At 39.6% G+C, this 25,785-nt stretch carries 16 protein-coding genes; 10 read left to right on the plus strand and 6 right to left on the minus strand.

Annotated elements, in window-relative coordinates:
• Window positions 1-11 precede the first annotated feature (11 nt).
• The 3 genes from AACU25_RS12355 to AACU25_RS12365 all read left to right on the plus strand — a co-directional run bounded on the left by AACU25_RS12355 (window position 12) and on the right by AACU25_RS12365 (window position 3,369).
• A complete protein-coding gene (locus AACU25_RS12355; RefSeq protein ID WP_096575985.1) occupies window positions 12-2,450 on the plus strand; it encodes a caspase, EACC1-associated type in 2,439 nt (812 codons plus the stop codon).
• A gap of 279 nt (window positions 2,451-2,729) precedes the next feature.
• Window positions 2,730-2,993, plus strand: coding sequence for an AbrB/MazE/SpoVT family DNA-binding domain-containing protein (locus AACU25_RS12360; protein ID WP_096575987.1), 264 nt, complete (start codon window positions 2,730-2,732; stop codon window positions 2,991-2,993).
• Complete coding sequence (locus AACU25_RS12365; RefSeq protein ID WP_096575989.1) at window positions 2,980-3,369, plus strand: type II toxin-antitoxin system VapC family toxin; 390 nt, start codon at window positions 2,980-2,982, stop codon at window positions 3,367-3,369. The genes AACU25_RS12360 and AACU25_RS12365 overlap by 14 nt, the downstream gene beginning before the upstream one ends.
• Before the next feature lie 173 nt (window positions 3,370-3,542).
• Here the strand turns inward: AACU25_RS12365 and mutS are convergent, their stop codons facing one another.
• Entirely contained in the window at window positions 3,543-6,134 is a 2,592-nt protein-coding gene (gene mutS / locus AACU25_RS12370; RefSeq protein WP_096575991.1) for a DNA mismatch repair protein MutS, read from the minus strand.
• A gap of 420 nt (window positions 6,135-6,554) precedes the next feature.
• Between mutS and AACU25_RS12375 the strand changes: the two genes are divergently transcribed.
• Both AACU25_RS12375 and AACU25_RS12380 read left to right on the plus strand, forming a co-directional pair.
• A complete protein-coding gene (locus tag AACU25_RS12375; protein WP_096583692.1) occupies window positions 6,555-7,934 on the plus strand; it encodes an ATP-binding protein in 1,380 nt (459 codons plus the stop codon).
• Window positions 7,935-8,526: 592 nt separating this feature from the next.
• Window positions 8,527-8,733 (plus strand): hypothetical protein, encoded by a 207-nt coding sequence (locus AACU25_RS12380; RefSeq protein ID WP_045869752.1) that lies wholly within the window; start codon window positions 8,527-8,529, stop codon window positions 8,731-8,733.
• Window positions 8,734-8,876: 143 nt separating this feature from the next.
• Here the strand turns inward: AACU25_RS12380 and AACU25_RS12385 are convergent, their stop codons facing one another.
• Window positions 8,877-11,609, minus strand: a complete 2,733-nt coding sequence (locus AACU25_RS12385; RefSeq protein WP_096575993.1) for a DUF3536 domain-containing protein — start codon at window positions 11,607-11,609, stop codon at window positions 8,877-8,879.
• Window positions 11,610-12,463: 854 nt separating this feature from the next.
• Here AACU25_RS12385 and cax point away from each other — a divergent pair.
• The 3 genes from cax to AACU25_RS12400 all read left to right on the plus strand — a co-directional run bounded on the left by cax (window position 12,464) and on the right by AACU25_RS12400 (window position 15,053).
• Window positions 12,464-13,555, plus strand: a complete 1,092-nt coding sequence (cax, locus tag AACU25_RS12390; RefSeq protein WP_096575995.1) for a calcium/proton exchanger — start codon at window positions 12,464-12,466, stop codon at window positions 13,553-13,555.
• 210 nt (window positions 13,556-13,765) lie between these two features.
• Window positions 13,766-14,023, plus strand: a complete 258-nt coding sequence (locus tag AACU25_RS12395) for a peptidoglycan-binding domain-containing protein (protein ID WP_190446038.1) — start codon at window positions 13,766-13,768, stop codon at window positions 14,021-14,023.
• 523 nt (window positions 14,024-14,546) lie between these two features.
• Window positions 14,547-15,053 (plus strand): peptidoglycan-binding domain-containing protein, encoded by a 507-nt coding sequence (locus tag AACU25_RS12400; protein WP_096575997.1) that lies wholly within the window; start codon window positions 14,547-14,549, stop codon window positions 15,051-15,053.
• A 122-nt stretch (window positions 15,054-15,175) separates the two neighbouring features.
• Here AACU25_RS12400 and AACU25_RS12405 read toward each other — a convergent pair whose 3' ends face one another.
• On the minus strand, window positions 15,176-17,596 hold the full coding sequence (locus tag AACU25_RS12405; protein WP_096575999.1) for a sucrose synthase: 2,421 nt from the start codon (window positions 17,594-17,596) through the stop codon (window positions 15,176-15,178).
• Between the two features lie 1,224 nt (window positions 17,597-18,820).
• The gene (locus tag AACU25_RS12410; RefSeq protein ID WP_096576001.1) at window positions 18,821-20,140 is read right to left on the minus strand and encodes an MFS transporter; all 1,320 of its coding nucleotides are present in this window, start codon (window positions 20,138-20,140) and stop codon (window positions 18,821-18,823) included.
• A gap of 708 nt (window positions 20,141-20,848) precedes the next feature.
• Between AACU25_RS12410 and AACU25_RS12415 the strand changes: the two genes are divergently transcribed.
• Together AACU25_RS12415 and AACU25_RS12420 are read left to right on the plus strand one after the other, a co-directional pair.
• Window positions 20,849-22,852: a heavy metal translocating P-type ATPase gene (locus tag AACU25_RS12415; protein ID WP_096576004.1), complete on the plus strand. Its 2,004-nt coding sequence runs from the start codon at window positions 20,849-20,851 to the stop codon at window positions 22,850-22,852.
• 276 nt (window positions 22,853-23,128) lie between these two features.
• The gene (locus AACU25_RS12420) at window positions 23,129-23,806 is read left to right on the plus strand and encodes a hypothetical protein (protein ID WP_096576006.1); all 678 of its coding nucleotides are present in this window, start codon (window positions 23,129-23,131) and stop codon (window positions 23,804-23,806) included.
• A gap of 328 nt (window positions 23,807-24,134) precedes the next feature.
• On the opposite strand, the gene cobA is transcribed toward AACU25_RS12420, so the two are convergent.
• Both cobA and AACU25_RS12430 read right to left on the minus strand, forming a co-directional pair.
• The gene (gene cobA / locus AACU25_RS12425; protein ID WP_096576009.1) at window positions 24,135-24,914 is read right to left on the minus strand and encodes a uroporphyrinogen-III C-methyltransferase; all 780 of its coding nucleotides are present in this window, start codon (window positions 24,912-24,914) and stop codon (window positions 24,135-24,137) included.
• The gene (locus AACU25_RS12430) at window positions 24,911-25,633 is read right to left on the minus strand and encodes a CbiX/SirB N-terminal domain-containing protein (RefSeq protein ID WP_096583694.1); all 723 of its coding nucleotides are present in this window, start codon (window positions 25,631-25,633) and stop codon (window positions 24,911-24,913) included. The genes cobA and AACU25_RS12430 overlap by 4 nt, the downstream gene beginning before the upstream one ends.
• Window positions 25,634-25,785: the final 152 nt, after the last annotated feature.

Raw genomic sequence — 25,785 nt, forward strand, 5'->3', positions numbered from 1 at the left:
AAAACTCAGAGATGGTGAAGATAGCACTGCTAATTGGAATTAGTCAGTATCACCCTGACCTTACTTCCTTACCAGGAGTTGAGGAAGATATAAAAGCAATGCAACGAGTATTGCAAAATCAAAATATTTGCGGTTTCGACGAAGTAAAAACGCTCCTCAATTGCGATCGCCAAACCATAGTAGATGAGATTGAGCAATTATTTTCTCATAGTGAAAAAGAAGACCTTTTACTGTTGTATTTTTCTGGTCATGGCATCAAAGATGAGTATGGTCAACTTTACTTTGCCACTAGCATTACTCGCAAAGATGAGCGAGGAAAACTTCGCAAAGCAACAGCAGTAGAAGCCAGCTTTGTCCAGAAAATTATGAGCAATAGCCGCTCGAAGCGACAAGTAGTTATATTAGACTGTTGCTTTAGTGGAGCTTTTGCTGAAGGATTACCAAGTAAAGATGATGGTCTAGTCGATATTAAAAATCAACTAGGTGGCGAGGGAAGAGCAATTCTCACATCTTCGACTTCAGCCCAGTATTCTTTAGACTCGATTTACACCCGCTATCTAGTTAAAGGGCTTGAGACTGGTTTAGCAGATATAGATAATGATGGCAAGATTTCAGTTGAGGAACTGCACGAATACACTAAACAACAAGTTCAAGAAGCTGCTCCAGCGATGAAACCCGAAATATATCCTATCAAAGAAGGATTTAAAATCATCCTGGCTCAAGTACGAAATAACCCAGAGCTAATCTATCGCCAAACAGTTGAGCGTCTTTGTGCTAAAGGAGAAATTTCTGATACTGGTCGCCTCATTTTAAATACACGAAGAGATACTTTAGAAATATTAGAATCAAGAGCTAAAGAAATTGAAGAAGAAGTTTTACTACCTTTCAAAACATATACAAAAAAATTGCATAAATATGAGGAGGTATATAGTAAAGCAATTAATTCCAAGAATCCTCTTAGTGAAGATACTCGTAATGAATTAAAAGAATTACAGCAAATTTTAGGGCTGAGAGATGAAGATATAATTCCCATTGAAGATGCTATAAATGCTCGGTTTAATTCTCAAAAAAGCCATTATATTAAATATTTAAAATCCTTATTTATCTGTATTATTGGCGTAACTGTGGGTGTTTTTGTCGGATACATGGTTCGACCGCCACTTCAAACCTGTGCTAATAAAGAGCAGTATGTTTTAAATGACAGAATTAGCTTAGGTGAAGAAATTTTACTAAAACAAGTTACAAAATCAGATAAAGAAGCTGGAGTTCAAGCATTTGCAAAAGGTGATTGTCTGACTGCTATTTACCAGTTTGAATCTTACCGGAAAACTAATCCGACTGACCCGGAAGCATTAATTTACTTGAATAATGCTAAAGCTCGTCAGAAAGGAGATCAGATCAAAATTGCCGTGAGTGTACCTATCGGTACAACTCAATCTGTTGCAGAAGAGATACTGAGGGGTGCTGCTCAAGCCCAAAATGAAGTAAATAAAAGTGATGGCATTAATGGCAAACTCTTGGAGATGGCGATCGCAAATGATAATAATGACCCAACCGATGCAGTACAGATGGCCAATCAGTTTGTTAAAGACACCAAAATCTTGGCCGTAGTGGGACACAATGCTAGTAATGCCTCTATTCCTGCGGCCTATGTCTATCAAAAAAATGGGTTAGTTATGATGTCTCCTACCAGTTTTGCCCAAAATCTTTCTAATACTGGTAACTATATCTTTCGCACAGTTCCTGATGTCAGTGGAATGGCAGAGAAGCTGTCTTATTATGCTGTCAATACAGCGAGAAAAACTAATATTCTGATCTGTGTTGATTCTAAAGCAGTTGATAATCAATCCTTTAAGGATGAGTTAATCAAACACATCACATCTGCTGGCGGCAAGATTAATCCCACAAATTGTGATGTTTCTTCTCCAGATTTTAACCCTAGTGCCGTCATTTCTCAAGCTATCAATAGTAGGGCAGATGGATTGGTATTAGGTCTCTACATTGACAAAATTAAGAAAGGTTTAGCGGTGGTACAAGCTAATAAGGGACAACTAGCACTATTCAGTAGTCCCACTCTCTACACAAGTGAAACATTAAAGGTCGGTAAAGCTAATATTGACGGTATGATAGTCGCTGCGCCTTGGCATTCTGCGGCATTTCCTCATAATCCTTTTCTGCAAAAATCGCAAAATCTTTGGCGTGCATCGGTAAACTGGCGAACAGCTACAGCTTATGATGCAACTAATGCAATTATCGCTGGCTTACAGCAAAATATTACACGTGACGGATTACCACAAGTACTGCACAGTCGAAATTTTGCAGTTGATGGTGCGACAGGTAAGATTCAGTTTTCACAAAATGGCGATCGCATGAATAACCCTATATTTTTAGTCAAAGTTAAACAAAAACCTGGTAAAAATGAATATGAATTTGTACCTGTTCAACCTTAATTAAGGTAAGTTGTATTATTACTTCAGACTATACAGCTTCATAAAGAATTGGTATAACCCTTGTTGTGTGTATCGCCAAAGTGCTGGAACTCCCAATATTTCATAGTTATTAAATCGCGTGTGGGGGTTCGCCTCAACCCTTATAACCTTTTTAAGACAAATTTTGAATTGGTATTACTTTCTGTTAAATAATTAGATATATATTGCAGTTTTTTCATTAAAATTAAAAATATAGTACAAACAAATCTAGATTTTATAACCATCCAATTTCTGCAATCTATGGAAATAACAAAAGTATCTAGTGAAGGGCAAATTATGCTTCCTGAAGAATTACTCAAAGCTTCAGGCTGGGAAATTGGGCAGGAATTAATAGCAATTAATCTAGGTGATGGTATTCTTCTTAAACCTAAGAAACCTTTTGCAGAAACCAAATTACATGATGTTGCTGGCTGCTTAAAATATGAAGGCTCACCAAAATCTTTAGAAGATATGAATTATGCTATCCGTCAAGGTGTAGAGGAATCATGGAATGGTGGCAGTTGATACTAATATAATTGTACGTCTATTGACCCAAGATGATGAATTACAGTATCGAAAGAGTCTAGAGATTTTTCAAAACCAAGATATTTTCATACCAGATACAGTTGTTCTAGAAACCGAGTGGGTACTAAGGTTTGCTTATAAGTTTAAACCTGTTGAAATATGTACAGCTTTAAGAAAGCTTTTCGGTTTGCCAAATGTCCATCTGAGTAATGCTATTCTAGTTTTTCAGGCGCTGCAATGGCATGAATCAGGCTTAGATTTTGCTGATGCGTATCATCTAGCCCAAAGTCAAAATCATGTAGAATTTTACACTTTTGATGAGAAATTTGTGAAAAAAGCTAAGGGTGTAACTACCTGTGAAGTCAAACTACCTTAGTTATATTAATACCAATTCAAATAATGTTAGCAACAGATAAATCACTCGGAGGGCACAGCAGTGCTGTGCCCCTACCTATTTGTCACATTCTTTTTTTAAGTTGGTATAAATTGGTATGACAATAAAAGCATTCCAATTACCAATTACCAATTACCTAGTACCAATGCTCATTTTTAATCCAGATTTTGTAAGCCCATCGCAATTTTACTGTGCTTTTCAATTTGACCCATGACTTGTTTTGCTCGTTTAATTACCACAGCTGGTAAACCCGCCAACCTTCCCGCTTCAATACCGTAAGATTTATCAGCGCCCCCTGGTTGCACTTGGTGTAAAAAGATAATTTGGTCGGGTAATTCTTTGACTGTTACCTGATAATTAGCCACATTTGCTAACATTCCTGCGAGTTCGTTTAACTCGTGGTAATGGGTAGCAAAAATTGTCCTGGCTTTGATATCTGTTGCTAAATACTCAGCTACCGCCCAAGCGATAGATAGTCCATCAAAGGTTGCAGTTCCCCGGCCAATTTCATCTAAAAGGACGAGCGATCGCGATGTGGCATGATTGAGAATATTGGCGGTTTCGTTCATCTCTACCATAAAGGTAGATTGACCTGTAGCTAAATCATCAACTGCACCCACACGGGTAAAAATGCGATCGCAAACACCCAACTTGGCAAATCTCGCTGGGACAAAACTTCCTGTTTGCGCCATTAACTGAATTAAGCCTACCTGACGCAAATAACAACTCTTACCGCTAGCATTCGGCCCAGTCAGAATAATTAAATCTGGGTTGTCATTTGTCATTTGTCCTTTGTCATCTGTAGCTGACTGGTGACCTAATTGTGTGGAGTTGGGGACAAAGAAGCCCGAAGGTATTGACTGTTCCACTACCGGATGTCGCCCATCAACAATTTGAATTTCTCGCCCAGGAACCATTTGCGGGCGACAATAGCCTTGATTTACCGCCAACTCAGCTAAACCACACAATACATCTACAGCCGCTACAGCGCGTGAAAGATTGCGAATTACTTCCGCTTGTTCTCCCACTTCTTCCCGCAGGGCAACAAAAATCTCATATTCCAATTGATTTAAATCATCACGGGCGGAAAGAATTCGGGCTTCCCGTTCTTTTAATTCGGGAGTGATGTAACGTTCCTCATTGGTTAGCGTTTGTTTGCGGATGTAATTACTGGGAACTTGGTCAGATTTCGCACGAGAAATACTGATGTAGTAACCGAAGGTTTTATTAAATCCTACCTTTAAAGTGGGGATGCCCGTCTTCGACCTTTCGTCAACTTCCAAGTTAGCAATCCACTGCTGATCCGCTTCTACAGTGGCTTTGCTCTCATCCAATAAATTATTCACACCAGAGCGAATCAAACCACCTTCTTTAATATGTATGGGTGGTGACTCAACAATATGGGCGTGTAATTTTTGTGCCAACTCTTCTAATTTTGCGGGTACTTTCTGCAAAGCCCTTAAGAAGGGTGAATAAGCTTCGCTGACTAACTCTGATAATTCTGGTAGGCGAGAGAGGGAATCTGCTAAAGCGACTAAATCTTTAGCGTTCGCAGTCCCCGAACCAGCCCTACCCGTTAACCGTTCCAAGTCATAAATTTGGCGTAGTAACTGTCGCAAATCTTGACGTAATGCTGTATTTTCGACTAATTCTTGAATTGTATCTTGCCTGGCTTGAATGCCTTTAATATCAATGAGTGGTTGCAGTAACCACCGCCGCAAAGCCCGCCCACCCATAGCGGTATTCGTTCTATCTAACGCCCAAAGTAGGGAACCGTGAAAAGTGCCATCACGTACAGTTTGGGTAATTTCTAAGTTACGCCGGGTTTGATGGTCAACAATGAGATAATCGGTAACCGTATAGGTGCGTAATAACTGCAGCGGGACGGAGTTTTCTTTTTGCGTATCTGCCAAATATTCTAAAAGACCGCCAGCAGCCCGCACAGCTAAGGGCAAATGTTCGCAACCAAGACCTTCGAGCGATCGCACTTTGAATTTCTGCAATAATCTACTTCTAGCTTCTCCCGCAGAAAATGGCACTTGCGATCGCAAACTATAACAAAACGCTGGCGGTAAACATTGCGGCAGATGGGGCGAAGTTTCTCCCGGACGCAATATACTACCTAAATCTGGCGCATTCGTAGGAAACAGCACCTCGGAAGGCTGTAAACGCATTAACTCTTGAGTCAGGTGTTCTAAATCACTTCCTTGAGTTGTAAGAAATTCTCCCGTTGATATATCTGCATAGGCTAAACCCCAATGAGTAGCCGCAATTACCACAGCAGCTAGGTAATTATTGCGACTTGCTTTCAGCATTCCTTCTTCTAGCAACGTCCCAGGGGTAAGGATGCGTGTCACTTCACGCCGTACCAAACCCACAGCTTCCGAAGCATCTTCTACTTGGTCACAAATCACCACAGCGTAGCCTTTCTCTACCAATTGGGTAGTGTAGCGTTCCCAAGCGTGGTGAGGTACACCAGTCATCGCCACCCGTCCAACTTCACCACCGTGTTTGCTAGTCAGAACTAGTTCCAGTTCGCGAGATACAGTAACAGCATCTTGGAAAAAAGTTTCAAAGAAATCCCCTACCCGATATAGCAGCAGCGCATGAGGATACTTATCCTTCATTTCTACATAATGCTGATACATCTTACTCAGCTTGCTGCGGTCTACCAGTCGCGTGTCCGAGTGAGGCGCAGTTGGATGATTGGATTCCGTTGGCTGAAATTCAGAATCAAAAGCTGTCATAAATACTAGGAGTTACGCACGGCAAAGCCACAACATCCGATGATAACGTGATTGATACTTGAATTGCGATCGCTCCAGGTTTTTTTATTTTTTCTTGACTTGGAAGTTACTATTATGCTACTTCACTTGGATTAAAATTCTTTTCTCTGGTTTCTAAATGTAGGGTAATACAGTCACAACAATCATTGCCCAGCATTCTTGTGATTTTATCTCACAATCAGGGCAACCTAAATTGCAAGGTCTGATTAACTTTGCAATTGTGGCAATGGTTGTTTGAGTTGTGATATCAAGTCTGCTAGATGAAAGATAATTTATCTATGCAAAAACCTTAAAACTTGCTCCTGTATGGTGAGTCTTTAAACTGACAAGATATTACCAAAAATTTTACTTCAACGGTAAAGGATTGAAAGTATGCTGGCGATGCATAGTATGAAAATTGCTCATGAGTTGAACTTACAATTAAATTCAACTTTGAAAGAATTACCACTGTGGTCAGTTTACGTTGAGGTAACGCGTACAGTAAATGATTTAACTATTCTATTTAAGGAAGAACCTTTATTACCAGGAATTATCATCACCAGAGATGAAAAATATATAGGGATGATTTCGCGGCAAAGATTTTTTGAACATATGAGTCGCCCCTATAGTTTATCTCTATTTGCATCTCGCCCTACGGAACATCTGGTTAATTTTCTCCAGCCAGAGGTATGCATACTTCCTGAAGCTACGCTGATTGTGGAAGCAAATCAGATCGCATTACAAAGAAAGCCTCAACTAGTTTATGAACCGATTCTCATAGAAAGTAAATCTGGGAATTATCAACTATTGGACTTTCATCAGTTACTTGTAGCCCATTCCCAAATTCATGTTTTAACCCTTGACCAACTTCAGCAAGTAAAAGCAGAGTCTAAAAGTACGAAAGCAGGTTTTCAGCATCTAAAGCAGAATTATACAAGATTACTACAAAATGAAAAAATGGCAGCGTTAGGACAACTGGTAGCTGGAATTGCCCATGAAATTAATAACCCAGTCAGCTTTATTGCGGGTAATCTTGTTTATGCTATTAACTACAGTCAAGATTTACTAGATGTAATTAACCTATATCAAAAATATTATCCCGAACCAGTCGCAGAAATTCAAACTGCGATCGCGGAGATTGAACTAGATTTTCTCAGTGCTGATTTTCTGCAATTACTTAATTCTATGAAAGTCGGTACAAACCGTATTCAAGAAATAGTTTTGGCTTTACGCAACTTCTCTCGCTTTGATGAATCTGAACGAAAAAAAGTCAATATTCATGCAGGTATTGATAGTACTTTATTAATGTTGCAAAGTCGTCTCAAAAACCACCAAACTGGGCAAATAATCACCGTTATCAAAGAATATGGTGATTTGCCTTTGGTAGAATGCTATCCTGGGCTAATTAATCAAGTATTTATGAATATTATTGCTAATGCTATTGATGCTCTATTTGAAAGTTTTAATTTCTCTGGTAAAACTTGTAATTTACCTGAATCTTCTCCTAAGTATCCCCTAATTCGTATTCAGACAGAATTAATTAATGACAAACTAGTAGTTATTCGCATTGCCGATAATGGTGCAGGAATTCCCAAAAATATTCAAAAGCAATTATTTGACCCTTTTTTCACCACTAAACCTGTTGGTAAAGGTACGGGATTGGGGCTATCTATCAGCTATCAAATTGTGGTTGAAAAACATGGTGGTCAACTGCACTACAAGTCTACAGTTGGTGAAGGTACAGAGTTTATAATTACTATTCCTATAGAAATTAATGGATAACCAGCTACTAATTTTAGATTTTGGATTACCAATCATAAATCCCATTGGTATATGACAGCAGTATTTACTGGTTACATAAAATACATCTATGCTTTGTGTAATGTCATTTCCGGTGGAGATTGTACCTCATGCAATTGCAAGAAGCTGTAAATAAGGTGGAATGTCACTTACTTTAGCGAGATTTAGATCCCCGACTTTTTCAACAATTTGGGTATCTAGGCAGCAACTTTTGCTTAAGTAAGTGCTATTTGTAAATAGGGTGTGTTACGCGTAGGGTTACATATAGCCTTTTCAACGAGGGTTCTGTAGTTGCTAATACCCTCAAGTCTGTTGTAGTAATACTAAATTTTGTATAAAAAATCTCATATTTCTTGTCTGTTATCTATACTATTTAGTAGTTATTTTGGAAACACTGATAGGTTGTCATTGGCTCTGGCTATTTTAAATTTTTTGTGACAAAATTTAATTTTTCATTGCCTACCTGAACGAGTATGTTAACAAATCAAATATATTCACCAATTTTTCAAATTTTCTAGATATTCTAGAATCACAAATTGAATTCTTTGCTACATTTTTGAAGAGAGGATAATCCATGACTATTTGGGTAAATGAGCAAATTGATCCGTCTGGCATGATTCATGCTTGTATTGCCTGTTGCGATGAATCTCAAGCCAAAGATTGTCATGAATCATTTGAGCAGAATTTGAGTGACACACAAAAGGCTTCTGGCTGGCTAGCACAAATGAGGATAGTTGAGAATTGGGATGATGTTCCAGTCAATGCGTTAAAGCTTGACTAGATGTTTGGGGTTTTTAAGGGTAAAGGTTAAGGGGTAAGGGTCAAGGGTCAAGGGTCAAAAGTGATTTCTGTCCTTGTTCCCCTCATCTCCCAGTCCCCATTACCCCTTATCCCCAGAGGGGGCCCCGAGTTCCCCAGTCCCTTCTACGCGAACTGATTAGCGATCGCACTCATATCAATCCCTAATTTTTGTCCTAGCTTCAGTAAGCGATCGCAGCGATGATGATTTTGTCCTTCGCTAGCGATGCACAGGGGTATGATTTGGCTGTACAAGCAATTAAAGTAGAGTTCTTGGGATCGATGCAGTGAGATGCCAAAGTTAAGCTGATAACCTACATCAATCAACCTTTCTAAACGTTGGATATCTGCGTCTAAGCTGCCATTGGGATCGTATAACAATTGCCACAGCAAGCGCATAATTAACTGTTCTAATATCTGCTTACCGTCGGGAATATCCAGCTGACAACGTAGATACTTGGCTTCGGTGGCGATCGCCTCTAATTCTACGATGTGATTGTAACTGCTGTGAGGTTCAGTGATATCTTGCTCTAGCGATCGCAATGTTGTTAAACAGCGATATCCTAAAGCAATTTCTGCTGCTACTTGCAACTCTCGCGGTACAGGTAGTTCATCTCGATGAAACGCTGCAATTACCCCGTAATTATCTCTATAGGTTTGCGTATAAAGTTGGTCTAATCTTGTCAGTGTTTCCTGACTTAATAGCCGCATCATGCGTTGGCGTTCTTCGGCAAATAGATTTTGCAAGCTAAAATTTTCTTCCCCAAATAGCTGCGTCATCATCAAGATAGTTTGGGCTGCACTAGCTTGTTTGAGGGAGCCAAAAAGCTTTTCTTTGATTTGGCTGTATTCTCTTCTACCCGCAAATGGTTGAATGCAGCAGTGGAAATCCCAACCGCCTAAATGTAGAACTGCAAAGACTAAATCTTCACTTTCCCAGGTAATATCTGATACTAGCCTTAAATGACCAACTGCCAGGGTTAATGATCCCATGCGTTGCAGTTGGTAATCCAACTCATTGGCTGTGTAGCAGTAAACTCGTTTTTGGGAAATAGAGGAAAGATTGCCCTGAGTATCTTGTCCAGAAAGGAAATTCCTTGTTATTGCGGGTTGATGATTAGCAAACAAAGAAGCGATCGCATAATGGGCGGCGACTTGTTTACAACTAATTTGGGCAGTTAGTACCAGTTGGCGATAAACTTCTGCACCGTGATTGAATTGCTCAACATTACTAGGTGCTAAACCCAGGCGTTTGATAAAGCCTTTTTCCAACTGTACACCCGCCACATCTCCGGCTAATTCTAAAGCCCGGGCGGCATAACGGAGAATCTGCGTTCCCTCTGGACGAGAAAGTTCTTCAAAAAACCAGCCGCAACTGGTAAACATCAATAAAGCATGACGCTGCATTTCCAATAAACGCAAAGCATCTATTTGTTCGGCGGCGGTAAGTTTGTGAGTTTGATGGCGGCCCAGAAAACGGCTGACATTGGCAGCAGAGCGATCGCGGATTACTTTAATATATTCATCACGTGCTGCCCAGGGATCGCGGAATATTTGTCTGCCATATTTCCCGTAAACCTCAATTAGCTGATCCCGCAGCCAATTTAGGGCATTTCGTAAGGGTTTACGCCATTTTTGATGCCAAACCCCACCTTCACCACCGCAACCACAGTCATCTTGCCATCTATCTACACCGTGGGCGCAACTCCAAGCGGTAATTGGCTTTAATTCTACTTCCCAAGTTGGTGTATTCAAGCTGAGATAGTGGGCATAGTTGGTAACTGTCCAACCGTGGTTAGGAAACTCGCCCTTAAAAGCGTAGGCTAAGGTTTTTTCTGTGCCTTTCTTGTGATGTCCAAAGGTTTCGCCATCTGTGGCGACAGATATCAATTGCGCCGGACGATGATCCCCACGCACAGCTGAACCGATACGTCCTGCTAGATGATGGGAATTGTAAATTACATCGCTAAAACCCATATCCCGCGATATCGGCCCGTCATAGAAAAAGATATCTATATAAGGTAAACCCGCTAAAGATTCTCCCTCTGCTAATGCACCCATACCATGACTGTTGTAAATAGCATTCAAAGGTGAAGATGCAATGCTGAGTGAAGGTTTCAAATAACAACGATAGGGACGGGTGGGATCAATCTGACTCCCTCCAACTTCGTGCCATTCTGGATGGGGATCATTTTCTGTCGGTAGCAGACGACAACGTTGTGCTTGCGATGGCGCGAGGACAATAAAGCGAATCCCTTCAGCCACCAAAACTTCTAAAGTTGCATAGTCTACGGCAGTTTCCGCTAACCACATCCCTTCGGGATCACGCCCAAAGCGAGAACGGAAGTCCTCTTTACCCCAGCGAATTTGGGTGTATTTGTCGCGTTCATTCGCCAGGGGCATGATGATGTGATTGTATACTTGCGCGATCGCATTGCCGTGACCTTGCAAACGTTGAGAACTTTTAGCATCGGCCTCTAAAATTCGTTGATAAACCTCCACATCGTAGCGTTCTAGCCACGACATCAACGTGGGGCCGATATTAAAGCTCATATACTCGTAATTATTCACGATATCTATGACTTCGCCTCGGTCATTTAATATTCTGGCGAAGGCATTCGGACGATAGCATTCCCAGTGAATTCGTTCATTCCAATCATGGAAAGGAGTCGCACTCGGTTGGCGCTCAATCGCGTCTAGATATGGGTTTTCCCTTGGTGGCTGGTAAAAATGACCATGCACCGTTACATAAACACCAGTTGCCGTTCTCAGGGGATCGCTATCCGGGTTATGTCTGGGATCTTGTTGTAATGAAAATGTTGAGCCAGAGCTAGCTGGCAGTTCAGCAGCAGAAGTCATGTCTATTTATCCAAATCAAAAAAACTTAGTTGCAATTGTGCTAAAAAACTCGTCTGTGAACCTTTCTTCAGGGGCTTGAATACAAAATCCGGTACCGATAACAACTATGGAATTTAGCCACAGCTCTGAGAAAGCGGTTTTAGTATAACGGGAAATCTGCGTTATCGCACAGCCTTTTCCCTAAAGGCATTAAATAATTACCATTATAGTAAGCATCTCAGAAAAGAGGTGTTACTGTAGGTAGCGCCCAGAAATTTAATTGTCTTTTAATATATTAAACCGCATTTTTGCAGTAAAATATCGACCTCTAGTTATAGTTTTACTACGAGAGATTGCAAATAATACGTAAAACTTAACCTTATATTACATAGTTTGCTCAAACATGAGAACCGTACAATTTCGGAACCTGAAAGCTACGAAGAATTGAGAATTTTTTATTCAAAAACTTTGCATTTCTTAATATCAATGGGGAATGGGTAATGGGTAATGGGTAATGGGTAATGGGTAATGGGTAATGGGTAATGGGTAATGGGGAATGGGTAATGGGGAATGGGTAATGGGGAATGGGTAATGGGGAATGGGGAATGGGTAATGGGTAAGCACGAAGATTAATAACAAATGACAAATAACAAATGACAAATGACAAATGACATCTAGTGATTAGTGTTAATCAATGCTAATCTGCTTGTTCAAAGTAGTACTCTTACTTAGGAAAGAGCTTCAGCCTTAAACTAGGGTTTAATAACCAAAGCTGATTACTATCAGCCGAATGATGTCAAAATGAAGAGTCCTAGGTACCGAGTGCTAAGGAGCCAGTGCATCTTTGACTGAATACCCTTAACTAAAATGGATCAATGTCAGGTAAAAATCTTATTTTCTTCATCTTGTTATTGTTTATACCAGTTTCCTTAGCTGCTCACTTCTTGGAGTGGGGAGACTTGATAATTTTCGTGACAGCTGGATTAGCAATTTTGCCCTTAGCAGCTTGGATGGGTACAGCTACAGAAGAAATTGCTGTGGTAGTAGGGCCTTCATTAGGGGGGTTATTAAATGCTACCTTTGGCAATGCAACAGAACTAATCATTGCTTTAGTGGCGCTGAAGGCTGGATTAGTGGATGTGGTCAAAGCCAGTATCACAGGCTCAATTATCGGGAACTTACTACTAGTAATGGGTCTTTCAATGCTGTTGGGTGGACTGCGTCATAAAGAACAGACATTTCAGCCGATTGTAGCGCGGGTAAATGCTTCAGCTATGAATTTGGCGGTAATTGCTATTTTGTTACCCACAGCAATGGATATTACCTCTAAAGGCATTAGCCGCCAAACCCTACAACATTTTTCTGTGGCTGTAGCTATAGTCTTAATTTTGGTCTACGCCTTGACGCTGCTATTTTCCATGAAAACCCACTCCTATTTATATGATGTGGGTATGGTAGAAGCAGAAATAGAAGAAGTTCCTCATACAAAGCCAAATCTTTGGTTATGGAGTGGCGTACTACTAGTATGTACTCTCTTAGTAGCCCTAGAGTCCGAAATGCTAGTTGATTCTTTGGAAGTAGCCACATCGCAATTAGGATTGACAGCACTATTTACTGGGGTAATCATTGTTCCCATCGTAGGTAACGCAGCTGAACACGCCACCGCAGTCAGCGTAGCGATGAAAGATAAAATGGATCTTTCCCTTTCGGTAGCGGTGGGATCGAGTATGCAGATTGCACTATTTGTTGCTCCCGTTTTAGTAATCGCCGGCTCAATATTCGGTCAGCCGATGGATTTAGATTTCAATCCTTTTGAGTTAGTCGCTGTAGCTGTAGCCGTGCTAATTGCCAATAGCATTAGTTCTGATGGCAAATCCAATTGGTTAGAAGGAACCTTACTATTAGCAGCTTATACAGTATTAGGCATAGCTTTCTACTTCCACCCGGTCATTGATGGTATTGGCTAGTTACCGACAAACATCTTATACAGAAGCGATCGCTTAAACTTTGATTGAGAGCGATCGCTTTTGAATATTCATCAAGCATCAGGTTATAGCTACCCGCAGTATAGTGTGAACTCTTGAGCGTTAATAGTACCCTTCAGGGTGATATTTATCTGGTACTCAATTTGGGATTTGTTAGTTAAAATCGCTCTGAAAGCTCATATGGTTTAACCTATGCAAAATCCTCCCAATCCATCACAACCTTTGAATGCACGCGCTACTGCTAATCTCAGTTTGCCAACTCTACGTTTTGGCGATTCAGGTGATGCAGTGAGAGTTTTACAAAGGCTGTTATTAGGTAATGGCTACTCTGTGAAAATTGATGGAGTCTTTGGTGCATTAACTGAAACTGCTGTGAAAGCTTTTCAGAACCAAGGAAATATCAAAGCTGATGGCATAGTAGGCTCTAATACTTGGCGCAAGTTAACTTAAATAGCCATTAACTGCGTAGAAAAATAACATATCGCTAATTCTTTATCTCTGTGTAAATTTATCTGAGTGTATTTGTGTTCTCATCTTATTTACTAACACAAATACACTGAAATATTAAGTAATTTTATTGAGATTTTATAGGTTATCTCAATACTTATTTTTATATTTATTCCACTTAGCAGAAGAATTCAAAATTTAGCCATCAACCATCAATTAACTGCACGCCTAACCAGCAAAAATTACTTAGTATAAATTTTAGATAATCCTCTAAAATACATACTGTAAAATATGAGGATTAACTGCGTCTATAATATTCCTTCATAAATAATAGAACTTGCTCATCAATTCCTTAAATTCTTAGGGCTTAATAATGCTGTGTTCTTAGCATATTTTTAATGCAAATAGTAAGAAACTTTAAAGAAAACTTCCTGACAAGATTTTTGAATTTTCCGTATGCATTATTCCGGAATAATCGCAAGTTGGTGTGTCAAAAGGAATATCGGTGTTAGTACAAAGAACAATAATGAGTGAAATTGGCCTGCTGATGACAGGCGTGTTAGCAACAGGACAACCATCATTGCCCAGTTTACCGGAGCAGCAACCACTTCATATAGAAAATGGCTTGGAAAATTCCATACAAGAGCAGTCATCGCAGGTAATTATAGCTGCTCGAGTTACGCCACCAGAATTTATGGAGATAGATGGAACTTCCTTAGCTACCCCGCCATCGCTTAATATTAATAAAAAAACTCTAGTTGATAAAAATTATCAGACTGTAATTGCAGACAGTATGAGACTTAAAGCCAGAGTTAAAAACTATAGTAATCAATTGCCAATTATTCGCTTTGGTAGCTCAGGGAGTTCGGTTAGAGTCTTACAAAAGTTGTTAATTTCTCATGGTTATGGAATGCGAGTTGATGGGGTTTTTGGGCCATTAACCGAGACTGCTGTCAAAGCATTTCAAAATCGGCGGAGTTTAATAGTCGATGGAATTGTTGGTAATAGAACATGGCGTGAGTTGACAATTTAGATAAGAGTTGCAGAGACGCGATTAATCGCGTCTGTACAAAAATTGCAGAGACGCGATTAATCGTATTTGTACAAGAGTCAAGAGTTAGTAGTATTTACTAATGACAAATGACTAATGACCAATTAACGATACTGATGCTGCTCTAATAAATGTTGTGCTCTCGGCTTGTAAATTAAGTAGAATAAAGCCTCTATATAGCGCAACAAATCTTCTCGTTTTTCTTGGGAACTAAAGTTCCAAAAACCGTAGATTCTTGCTAAAGTGAGCAGCTTGGTGGTGTGTATTTTCCAGGTGTATGTACTGTAAACTCGCTCAATACTTTTCTGAGAAATGGTCTGCCAATAGTCAGGATTATGTTCACACTTAGTGACAAATTCTATGATTTTATCGGCAGTTTCTTCTAAATTTGTAGGGTTGATGTAAAATCCATTCACCTTGTCTTGAATAATTTCTAATGGCCCACCAAATTGTGTAGCAAAGGTGGGTACTCCAGAAATCATAGATTCCAAAATTGTTAAACCAAAAGCTTCAAATAAAGCAGGTTGGACAAATATACCTTGTTGATCAGCAATGACGCGGTAAATTTCCCCAGAATCAGTTTTAGATAAGCGCACACCTAACCAGCGAATTTTACCGTGGAGATTGTACTGGTCAATAATGTGATAAAGTTTGACAATTTCTTCTTTTTCTTCATTGTCGCTTGATTCTTCTACACGCAGTTTACCTGCTACTAAAATCAAGTTACAATGCTCTTGTAATTCTGGACTCTTACCGAAGCATTCTGCTAAACCTGTGAGGTTTTTAATCCGATCCAAACGTGCCATAGAAAAGAGAGGGCGTTTGTTGGGATCGTCAAGTTTACCAAAGATTTGCGAAGGATCATCTAAGGTAAATAGCATTTCTTTAATACGTTGGCGATCGCTCTCTACTCGGTCTTGAGTCCGGGTGTAGGGAAAATAGTAATTTTCATTCACTCCCGGCGGTACCACATTAAACTTAGGACTGAATAATTCAATGCCATTAACAACATGATATAAGTCCGGCATGGTGAAGCATTTATAAGATTCATACTGTCCCACACTATCAGGTGTACCGACAATTTCTTGGTAGGTGCTGCTAATCACAAAATTGGCAGCATTCATGGCAATTAAATCGGCAGTAAATTGTAAAGAGAAGTGATATTTATCTTCCAAATCATTCCAGTACAAATTACTGAACAAATATTTCGATTTTTCTAAAGCATGGGCAATATTACACTGGGTAACTTTCATGCGTCGTGCTAGTAAAAATGCCACCAAGTTACCATCAGAATAGTTACCAACAATTAAGTCTGGTCTACCGTGGAATTCTGCGCGCAGTTCTTTTTCCGCATCAATGGCGTATGTTTCTAAATAAGGCCAAAACTCAAACCGGGAAATCCAGTTTTGCGTCATATTAGGATTAAAATCCCGCAAGGGTACGCGCAAAATCCAGGCGTTTTCTGTACCGTGGACTTTCTCTAAGCGTTGGTTACAAAGAGTACCATCGCTATTGGGTATGAGGCGGGTAAGAATAATTACCTTGGGCTGGACGTTTAGCCCCTCTAAACCCGCTAATCTTGCATCTTCTTGTAGTTGCGTTTCTAAAGACTTAGCCTGATCGAGGACGTAAACCACCTGACCCCCAGTATCGGGTCGTCCTAATACTCCCTCTTGACCAAACCAACCGTGAGGAGACACGAGGACGATTTTAAAAATCATCGGAATCCGAGAGATGAAGGCTTCTAAGGTTTGGGGATCGGGAGAGTCGATTAATTCATCAAGAATATTTAGAGTCTCTTGGGTACGCTGTGCTGTGTTACCCCAACCCGGTTCAAAACCCATTGCTTGTAAGTTAAACCGGAATTCTTCATAGGGTTCATTACTGGGGCGAGAACTGACAAAAGCTAGGGCTTTCTTAACTTGCTGAGAAAGCTGCTGCTGGGATTTGATGCGATCGCTAATTAGCAACTGCACACCATTATATTGATGTAGGCGCAAAAAATTAAATAGGTTTTCTAGCCACTGTTGGGAGTCTTGGAGTAGTTTGCTAGAGAGGTAGCGGTTGAGGAAGTTTACCCCTTTACCAATATTTTTCGGGTCGCGGATTGTGGGAGAGTAGTCATAAAACGGCCCAAAGTCTAGTTCTAGTAAATCACCTTCGTTGGGATGAAATCGGTTGACTATGCGATCGCGCATATCCAAGAGTTCTTGCACAGTCATTTGTTCGACTTTCAGGTCTTCAGTTAGGCGATAAACTTCTTGAGAGGCAATCTTGGGGCGGATAATAAAGCAGAGGTTGGAGTCCTCTTGAATAATTTCTTGAGTATAGTAAATGAGTTGAGCTAAATGTGAAGAACTGCAAAACTCTTCTGATTTTTGGTATTTGGAGCAATACTCGCTATAAACATTAATTATATCGTTACGTAAAAAGTATTTCTTTTCTTGATGACGTAACTCACTAATAAAGGAACGTAAATCGCTTTTCTCTTCGCTTTCTAGGAGTGTTTGGATCAATTCAGACATAGCAACTCCACAAGATAATTTTGTATTTTTAACATCAAGCTAAAGTCAAGGAAAGTATGACGTATAAAGTATGAAGTATGAAATCAGCTCGCTAATCGAGCGAAAAGTCTAGCTACTGGTTACACGAATATTTTGTTTGCAGCACAGGCGCAAAGCTGTCTAGCTAGCCCACAGAAAGGTATTTTTGACATTACTTTCCTTACGCCTCATAGCAATTCTTTTGCATACTTCATCCTTATAAGCAAATATCCTCATAGTACTGAGGCCAGCCTACATACTTTACTTAAAGTATCTATTACTAAGTACTTTTGGCTCTAACTTAAGGCATAGAAATTTACATACTTTTTACAGATGCTATAAGCGTTAGTCTGTCTGGTAAAAGATTTGAGGCTATTTTATTTATTAGGATAATAATGTATTTGTGTTTGGAATCTGATAATTGAGGCTCTATTGCAGATTGAGATGTACTAACTTGAAAATGGGCATGGGAAATATAGATTTCCATGCGTATTTGTGCCGAAACCTGATGTGAATAGCTGTCCAGAACTGCTTGTTTCATAACTAAATATAATTATTGGATTCACTATCAATTAAGTAAATTTTTGTCAGGTATGAACATCAAGCAATCTTTGTTAGCGTCATACAGAGAAACTACTCTATTACTCGATTAGAGGCTATCAATTAGTAAATAAATCAGGAATAGGCTAATGCTGAGTATCAAAATTCTCAACAAAACTTAATTTTTAAATTTTAAAATCAAGCAACCAAATTGTACTTAGATAAACTAAGATTAATTTTTACTTTTAGCTGAAAAACCTCAAGCCAACCTAGCTATAATTACATTACAAAATTATTTGAAGCGGGTCGATTAATATGGCTAACAATACCCAAGACTTGGCTCATGTAGACCACAGCATTGGTAATATGATGATTATCACTTTGCTGGCTTTCTGTGGACTAACTTTTATCATTCTTCTGGGAATCTTCTAATAGTTTATATTGTGACGAAAAATTATGTGGAAGCAGATAAGCTATCTAGTTGTGTCTGCTTCCACTATTTATTTGGGAATATAGCCGCATCAATGGTGCGTTACGGCTAAATTTCATTATCTCTATGTCCCAAATCCTTTCATAGCCGTAACACACCCTACTTAAAATTTACTAATGTACCATTCATACGGCGGTGCGTTACTGCAAATTGAATTTTGAAATTATTAATCAAAATCAGCTTTCAGATGACTGAGAGATTAAACCTGTCTCTATATAGATGGGATGTAGAATTTTTTTGATTTGTGGTAACTTTCTCGCAAAATATAAAGCTCCCAACGCACAACAAACTCCACCAAATAATAAAGAATTAGCAACTCCAATATAACTGGCTAAAGCCCCAAAAAATAAATTTCCAAAAGGTAGAATTCCTAAAAACCCTGTCGTGAATATACTAGTGACTCTACCTCGTTTATTCTCATCTACAAGCACTAGTTGCACAAAATTACTAATCGCAGCTAGAGTTAAAGTATTAGTCATCCCCACAATAAAAATTAACACTAGACAAATTTCTAACCTAGTTGCATGAGAAAACAGCATTAAACTGAAACCAAGAATTATTGTTGAAATTGATATAATTTTTTCCAATCCTATCGCTTGTCTACGAAGAATTAAATAAAAACCTGCTACTATAGAGCCTAATGCCGAAGCTGTCATGATAAATCCCATAGTTTCAGCACTGCCATTTAAGATTTCTTTGGTAAAAACTGGCATTAAGTTCACATGGGTCATCACCATAAAACAAATCAAAACTTGTAAAATTAGTACATATTTAATAGGCAGAAATTCGTAAGAGAAAATAAATCCTTCTTTTAAATTTTGCCAAATATTATATTTTGGCGACATAGATTTAGTAGAAAAAGAATTTATTTTGACAGTTAGAATTGCTGAAATAAAAGGTAAATAGCTAATGCTATCTACCAAAAAGCAGGCAGATGCCCCAATTCTTGCCAAAAACGCACCAGCAATCATGGGGCTTACAAACTTAGCTGTATTAATTAAGAATGAATGAATAGAAATCGCACTATAAGTATCTGCTTTGTTATCGACAAGTCTAGGAATAGTTACCAGACGCGCTGGTAAATCAAAGGCTTTCACAATTCCTTGAAGGATTCCAATGATGATAATCCACTCAACTGTGATCCGTTCGCTAATACATAAAAAAGTGAGAGTTCCAGATAAAACAATAGATACTATCTGTGTAGTTAGTAAAACATATCTTAAGTTCCATCGGTCTAATAATACTCCTATCAAAGGAGTAATAATTAAGCCAGTAGCTTGATTGCTAAATCCCGCTATTCCAACTAACATTGCTGAGTTGGTTAGTTGATAAACCATCCATACTAAAGCAAATTGAGTCATCCAAGAACCGAAAAAAGATACGCTTTCTCCAATTACAAAACAACATACATTTGCGGATTTAAGCGCAGATGGAATCTGAAAAAAACTCGACTTTAGCCTGTTTTTTCCCGAATTTACTTGATTAAGTTGTGCCATATTTCCCTTTTTGGTATTTACACCCTGTTTGATGGAGATTTACTGCTCAGGTTTACCAGCTCGATTTGCACTGAACATGACTGGCTTAGTTGAGGTAACTGACTCATTGTGCCCAAATTTTAGGTTTGCTTAAATTTAGACAATCATAAATTTAGAATACTTATTATTTTTTGACAACAATAGGAATTAAACCAATTAACTCTTGTGGTTATTGGCTGCATACTTAATACTGTAATTTGATAAATTAACCGTATTATATAGGAGATACAATAAAAATCCAATAGAGCGGAACTTAGCCAGGTACAGCGCTCACTTTAGGGATGGAAAGTTATGCGGTGTTGCTCATTCTACTGGACTGACACTAATAATCGTTTCCTACGGACAGTTCCTACAACTCTTGGAAGCCCCGAACGGACTTTCCTCCTCCGCAGACAACCAGTGAATCCAATGGACTTTGCGTTAGCGATAGCTGAGATTTTTTCATAAATCAAATTGGATTTCTCTATAGCATTCATATTTAATTTGTGAAAGCAAAAGTATATTTTTAGCTGATTCTTTCCTGCTCCCTACCTTAATGAGTAATTTCGCAACTAATACATAGATTGATATAGATTCTCATTCTTAAATTAGTAACTTGTAAAAACTCATTTTTTTTATTACATTTGAACGATAGATCATATATCTAATAAATTACTAATTGGCAGCAAAATGAAGCGGGAAATACATTCAGAATCTGACCATTGCTGTAATTGCGGACATGATGCTCATGAGAATCATCATCATAATCATACTCACGAACATGATGAGAATCATAACCATGACCATCATCACGATCATGGTGGAGAATTTAATCTCAAAAATGAGATATTTCCGTTAGTTTTAATTTTAGGTTTGTATATACCTGGTGTAATTTTTGAAGGGCAATTACATAATACTTTCTACTCTATAGGTGAATATTTACTGTTTATCCCTGCTTATTTATTAAGTGGCTGGAGTGTACTAAAAACTGCAGGTAGGAATATAATTCGCGGTAGGGTATTTGATGAAACATTTTTAATGACAGTAGCGACATTGGGAGCGATCGCCATTCATAAGTTACCCGAAGCCGTGGGGGTAATGTTGTTTTATAAAATAGGTGAGTTGTTTCAAGATATTGCCGTCAACCGTTCCCGTAATTCCATTAAAGCTTTATTAGAAATCCGTCCAGATTATGCCAATGTACAAATAGGTGGAGAACTCCAGAAAGTATCGCCAGAGACAGTAAATATCGGTGAAATTATTGTAGTTAAACCAGGGGAAAAGATTCCCTTAGATGGTGAGATTATCGATGGTAGTTCCCAGGTTGATACATCTGCTTTAACCGGAGAATCGGTACCAAGAACGGTAAGGATTGGTGAAACAGTTTTGGCGGGAATGCTTAATAAAATGGGTGTCCTCACAATTAAAGTTACAAAGGTATTTGATGAGTCTTCCATTGCTAAGATTTTAGACTTAGTACAGAATGCCAGAAGCAAAAAAGCAGCAACCGAGAAGTTTATTACTAAGTTTGCCAGATACTATACACCAGTAGTAGTTTTTGCTTCTCTAGCAGTTGCGTTATTACCACCTTTATTTTTGGCTGGTGCTACATCTGCTGAATGGGTTTATCGTGGTTTAATACTATTAGTAATTTCCTGTCCATGTGGATTAGTGATTAGTATTCCCCTCGGCTACTTTGGAGGTATAGGTGGCGCTGCTAAACGTGGAATTTTGGTGAAAGGTTCCACTTTTTTAGATACTTTGACAACAGTAGATACAGTTGTATTTGATAAAACTGGTACCTTAACTCAAGGAGTATTTAAAGTAGTAAATATTAGTCCTGAAAAGGGTATAAATCAGCAAGAGTTACTAGAATTAGCCGCCAAAATAGAATTACATTCCAATCATCCCATCGCCCAATCGATTCGGGAGGCGTATCAGGGAAAAATCGATGCGTCGAGTGTGGAAGATTATCAAGAAATCGCTGGTTATGGAATTAGCGCCAAAGTAGAGAATCAGTTAGTGCTAGCAGGAAGCGATCGCCTATTACATCGCGAGAACATTACTCATGATGTTTGCAATACAGAAGGCACAGTCATTCATCTAGCAGTCAATCATATATATGCAGGGTATATTGCGATCGCAGACGAGGTGAAATCCGACGCTAAACAAGCTATTCAAGCGCTCAAACGCATCGGTATTCGCAAAACCGTGATGTTGACAGGAGATAATCAAGCGATCGCCTCCCAAATTGCTCAACAACTGGGTATAGATTCTTACGAAGCCGAATTATTGCCAGAAGAAAAAGTCAGCGCCATTGAAAAGTTACTCAGCACCACTCCCAAGCATCATACAGTCGCCTTTGTTGGTGATGGAATCAATGACGCACCAGTAATTGCAAGAGCCGATGTTGGTATTGCAATGGGTGGTTTAGGTTCAGATGCGGCGATAGAAACTGCTGATATTGTGATTATGACGGATAGTCCCGCAAAAGTAGCCGAAGCCATTCAAATTTCCCGAAAAACCCGCAGCATCGTCTGGCAAAATATCATTTTCGCCCTAGGAATCAAAAGCATATTTATTGGCTTAGGCATTTTTGGAATAGCAACAATGTGGGAAGCCGTTTTCGCCGATGTCGGTGTAGCACTGCTAGCGATTTTTAATGCAACTAGGGTGATGGGGAGTGGGGATTAGGGATTGGGGACTGGGGACTGGGGACTAGGGATTGGGGACTGGAGATTGGGGACTGGGGATGAGGAAGCAGAGGAGAAATTTTCAATTACCAATTACCCATTACCAATTACCCATTACCAATTACCCATTACCCAAACCCCAAATCTGGAATTAACTGCTGAGAACTTGTAGAACATAAAAGCAATGAAGCGAAACTATGTTCATTGAACACTCCTAACTTCAGTACAGGCGCGAGCGATCGCGTCTGTTTATTTCTCAGCTTCCAGCGTAGAATCTATGAAATCCTCTATTACACGTATCGCTACAACGACGTTAGCTTTAATACTCAGCTATTCACTAAACCCAGTATTCGCCGTACCGCAGACAAGCCATCAGTCTGTTACCGTTGCTCAAGCCAAAAAAGCCGCAGACAATTTAATTATTCCTGGGGAAAGGGTGGGTTTTGTAACACGTAAAACTACCAAACAAGATTTAGTCAAACTGTATGGTAAATCACGTTTAATAGATAAAACTATATCTGGCCCGGAAGGAATTGGTAGTTTTGCTGCTACTCAAGTCAACCTCGGTAAAGAGCGTTCATTTCTAGTAGTTTGGAGTGATAAAACTCGTACCAAACCCCTAGATGTGCGCGATCTCGGTTCTGCTTGGAAAACTCCCGAAGGTTTAGCTACAGGTACTCCTTTAAGTGAGTTACGCAAAAAACTAGGCGACTTCAAACTCTCCGGGTTAGGTTGGGATTATGGCGGCGCAATTTTCTTAGAGACTAGCCGATTATCTCGCTATCAAGGCAAAATTTTCTTCAGTGTAGATGCTGCTTCCAACGCTTACGAAAAATACCCAAACGATTACCAAGCAGTATCAGGCGATCAAACTCTTTCTGCTAGCAACCCTCACTGGAAGCCTTTAGGGATACATATATCGCAAATCATTGTTGTGCTTAATCCAGAGCAGTAGTCATTAATCAGCAAATATAGTTCGTTAAGAAAATTATATTGATAACAAAACCAAAAAACTAGTACAACAAGGCAAAAGTCAAAAGTCAAAAGTCAAAAGAAAGAATTATTATACTGCAAGCTTTTTACTCTTTCCCAATGGTATGTTTATTTCCGCCGTGACGTACTAGTTACTCAACAAAAAACAGAACAATCATTTTGGAGGGGGTTTGGGGGACGCAACCGTCACCCAATCGGGGGTTTGGGGGAGAATCCCCCAATTCTTCTGGCTTCTTTAATCAGTGAAAAATCAACGCTAAATTCTCAGCAAGATTCTACCCTACCAACTATCAAACTGGACGACAACCAGATAGAATATCGTGCAGATTCACCACAGAGCCAATAACTGCGATCGCAGGTGCTTCAAATCCAGTTTTTTCTACCTGCTCAATTATTGTGGCAATTGTACCAATTAATTCTTCCTGTTCTGGTCGCGTACCCCAACGCACTAAGGCGATTGGTGTTTCTAAACTCAAACCAGCACCAGTCAACTGTTCAATAATATAGGGCAGATTGTGAATCCCCATATAAATTACTATAGTTTCCGAACCGTGAGCGATCGCACTCCAATTAACTGCGGGTCGATACTTACCTACTGATTCATGACCAGTAACAAAGGTAACTGATGAACTATACAGCCGATGGGTTAAAGGTATACCTGCATAGGCTGGAGCCGCAATACCTGATGTAATTCCTGGCACAACTTCCACATCAATCCCAGCAGCTACCAACTCCGCCATTTCTTCGCCACCACGACCGAAAATAAACGGATCGCCCCCTTTCAGCCGCACCACAATCGCATTATCTTGTGCTTTTTCAATTAGCAGTTGGGTGGTAACATCTTGCAACAGAGAATGTCGCCCCATCCGCTTACCTGCATTAATTTTTTCTGCTTGGGGGTTAATCATCTCCAGAATTGCTGGACTTACCAAAGCATCATAGATGACAACATCGGCACATTCTAGTAAACCCTTGCCTTTGAGTGTCATCAGTCCAGGATCTCCTGGCCCCGCACCTACTAAATAAACCTTGCCCAAAAACTTGCTCTCCTGTGTTGCTGTGCGGTTCATCTATCTATTAAATCCCCAATTAGCTCGGCTAATTTTGTACTGGCTCCTAGGGGTTGGGCCATGTGAAAATTTACCAGAGGAAACTGTAATTTTAACGTTTCTATTGATTGCGCGATCGCATCGGTTATGCCACCAGCGAATAAAAAATATGGCAAAATCGCAATCTCCCACTTACTCACAGCAATCAACTCTTTCACCCGTGATTCTAAACTAGGAGGTACAGCCCAATAAGCTGTAATTGCTGCCAAATTTTGCGCCATTGCTTCCACAGGCTCTAAAGAATTAGGGCGGCGACTACCATGCGCTAATAAAATCCATGCAGCTGTCTTTTTTTCAGCTATTTGTTGAGCGAGTAAAGTTTGTAAGTTGGGATTACTACCTAAATATGGTTTTAGCTCAATCTTCATATCTTGACCTAAAGCCTGTTGAGCCAGAGCAATTTCATCGGGAATATCTTTCATGACATGAACTCCCGGCAACAGAAATATAGGTAATATATTGATGCGATCGCAACCAGCTGCCAAAGCCTGTTCACCAAATTTTTTGATCTGCTCGTGCAAAGGTTCCGGACTCAGCTCTAAGTAACCTACATCTAACAGAGGTTCCTGGTTATTACTGTTTCTTAGCTTGTCACGCATCAACCCCGCCAACTGCTGCATAGCAATTTCTGGACGCGGATCACGACTTCCATGAGATACCAAGAGATACGCAGAAGGCATGGGCAAAGGTAAAAATTTCAATAGTTGTTTAAATATCTTAATAAATAGTTGTGGGGTAATTGTCATTTGGTAATGGGTAATGGGTAATGGGTAATGGGTAATTGCTATTCTCCCTTTGTCCCCTCATCTCCCTCATCTCCCTCATCCCCCTC

It is taken from the genome of Tolypothrix tenuis PCC 7101, assembly GCF_963874875.1.
GTDB lineage: Bacteria > Cyanobacteriota > Cyanobacteriia > Cyanobacteriales > Nostocaceae > Aulosira > Aulosira tenue.

Excerpts from the sequence above, each read along its gene's own strand:
- AACU25_RS12355 (WP_096575985.1), top strand. The coding sequence starts at position 12 with ATGGTGAAGATAGCACTGCTAATTGGAATTAGTCAGTATCACCCTGAC.
- AACU25_RS12360 (WP_096575987.1), top strand. The coding sequence starts at position 2,730 with ATGGAAATAACAAAAGTATCTAGTGAAGGGCAAATTATGCTTCCTGAA.
- AACU25_RS12365 (WP_096575989.1), top strand. The coding sequence starts at position 2,980 with ATGGTGGCAGTTGATACTAATATAATTGTACGTCTATTGACCCAAGAT.
- mutS (WP_096575991.1), bottom strand. The coding sequence starts at position 6,134 with ATGACAGCTTTTGATTCTGAATTTCAGCCAACGGAATCCAATCATCCA.
- AACU25_RS12375 (WP_096583692.1), top strand. The coding sequence starts at position 6,555 with ATGCATAGTATGAAAATTGCTCATGAGTTGAACTTACAATTAAATTCA.
- AACU25_RS12380 (WP_045869752.1), top strand. The coding sequence starts at position 8,527 with ATGACTATTTGGGTAAATGAGCAAATTGATCCGTCTGGCATGATTCAT.
- AACU25_RS12385 (WP_096575993.1), bottom strand. The coding sequence starts at position 11,609 with ATGACTTCTGCTGCTGAACTGCCAGCTAGCTCTGGCTCAACATTTTCA.
- cax (WP_096575995.1), top strand. The coding sequence starts at position 12,464 with ATGTCAGGTAAAAATCTTATTTTCTTCATCTTGTTATTGTTTATACCA.
- AACU25_RS12395 (WP_190446038.1), top strand. The coding sequence starts at position 13,766 with ATGCAAAATCCTCCCAATCCATCACAACCTTTGAATGCACGCGCTACT.
- AACU25_RS12400 (WP_096575997.1), top strand. The coding sequence starts at position 14,547 with ATGAGTGAAATTGGCCTGCTGATGACAGGCGTGTTAGCAACAGGACAA.
- AACU25_RS12405 (WP_096575999.1), bottom strand. The coding sequence starts at position 17,596 with ATGTCTGAATTGATCCAAACACTCCTAGAAAGCGAAGAGAAAAGCGAT.
- AACU25_RS12410 (WP_096576001.1), bottom strand. The coding sequence starts at position 20,140 with ATGGCACAACTTAATCAAGTAAATTCGGGAAAAAACAGGCTAAAGTCG.
- AACU25_RS12415 (WP_096576004.1), top strand. The coding sequence starts at position 20,849 with ATGAAGCGGGAAATACATTCAGAATCTGACCATTGCTGTAATTGCGGA.
- AACU25_RS12420 (WP_096576006.1), top strand. The coding sequence starts at position 23,129 with ATGAAATCCTCTATTACACGTATCGCTACAACGACGTTAGCTTTAATA.
- cobA (WP_096576009.1), bottom strand. The coding sequence starts at position 24,914 with ATGAACCGCACAGCAACACAGGAGAGCAAGTTTTTGGGCAAGGTTTAT.
- AACU25_RS12430 (WP_096583694.1), bottom strand. The coding sequence starts at position 25,633 with ATGCCTTCTGCGTATCTCTTGGTATCTCATGGAAGTCGTGATCCGCGT.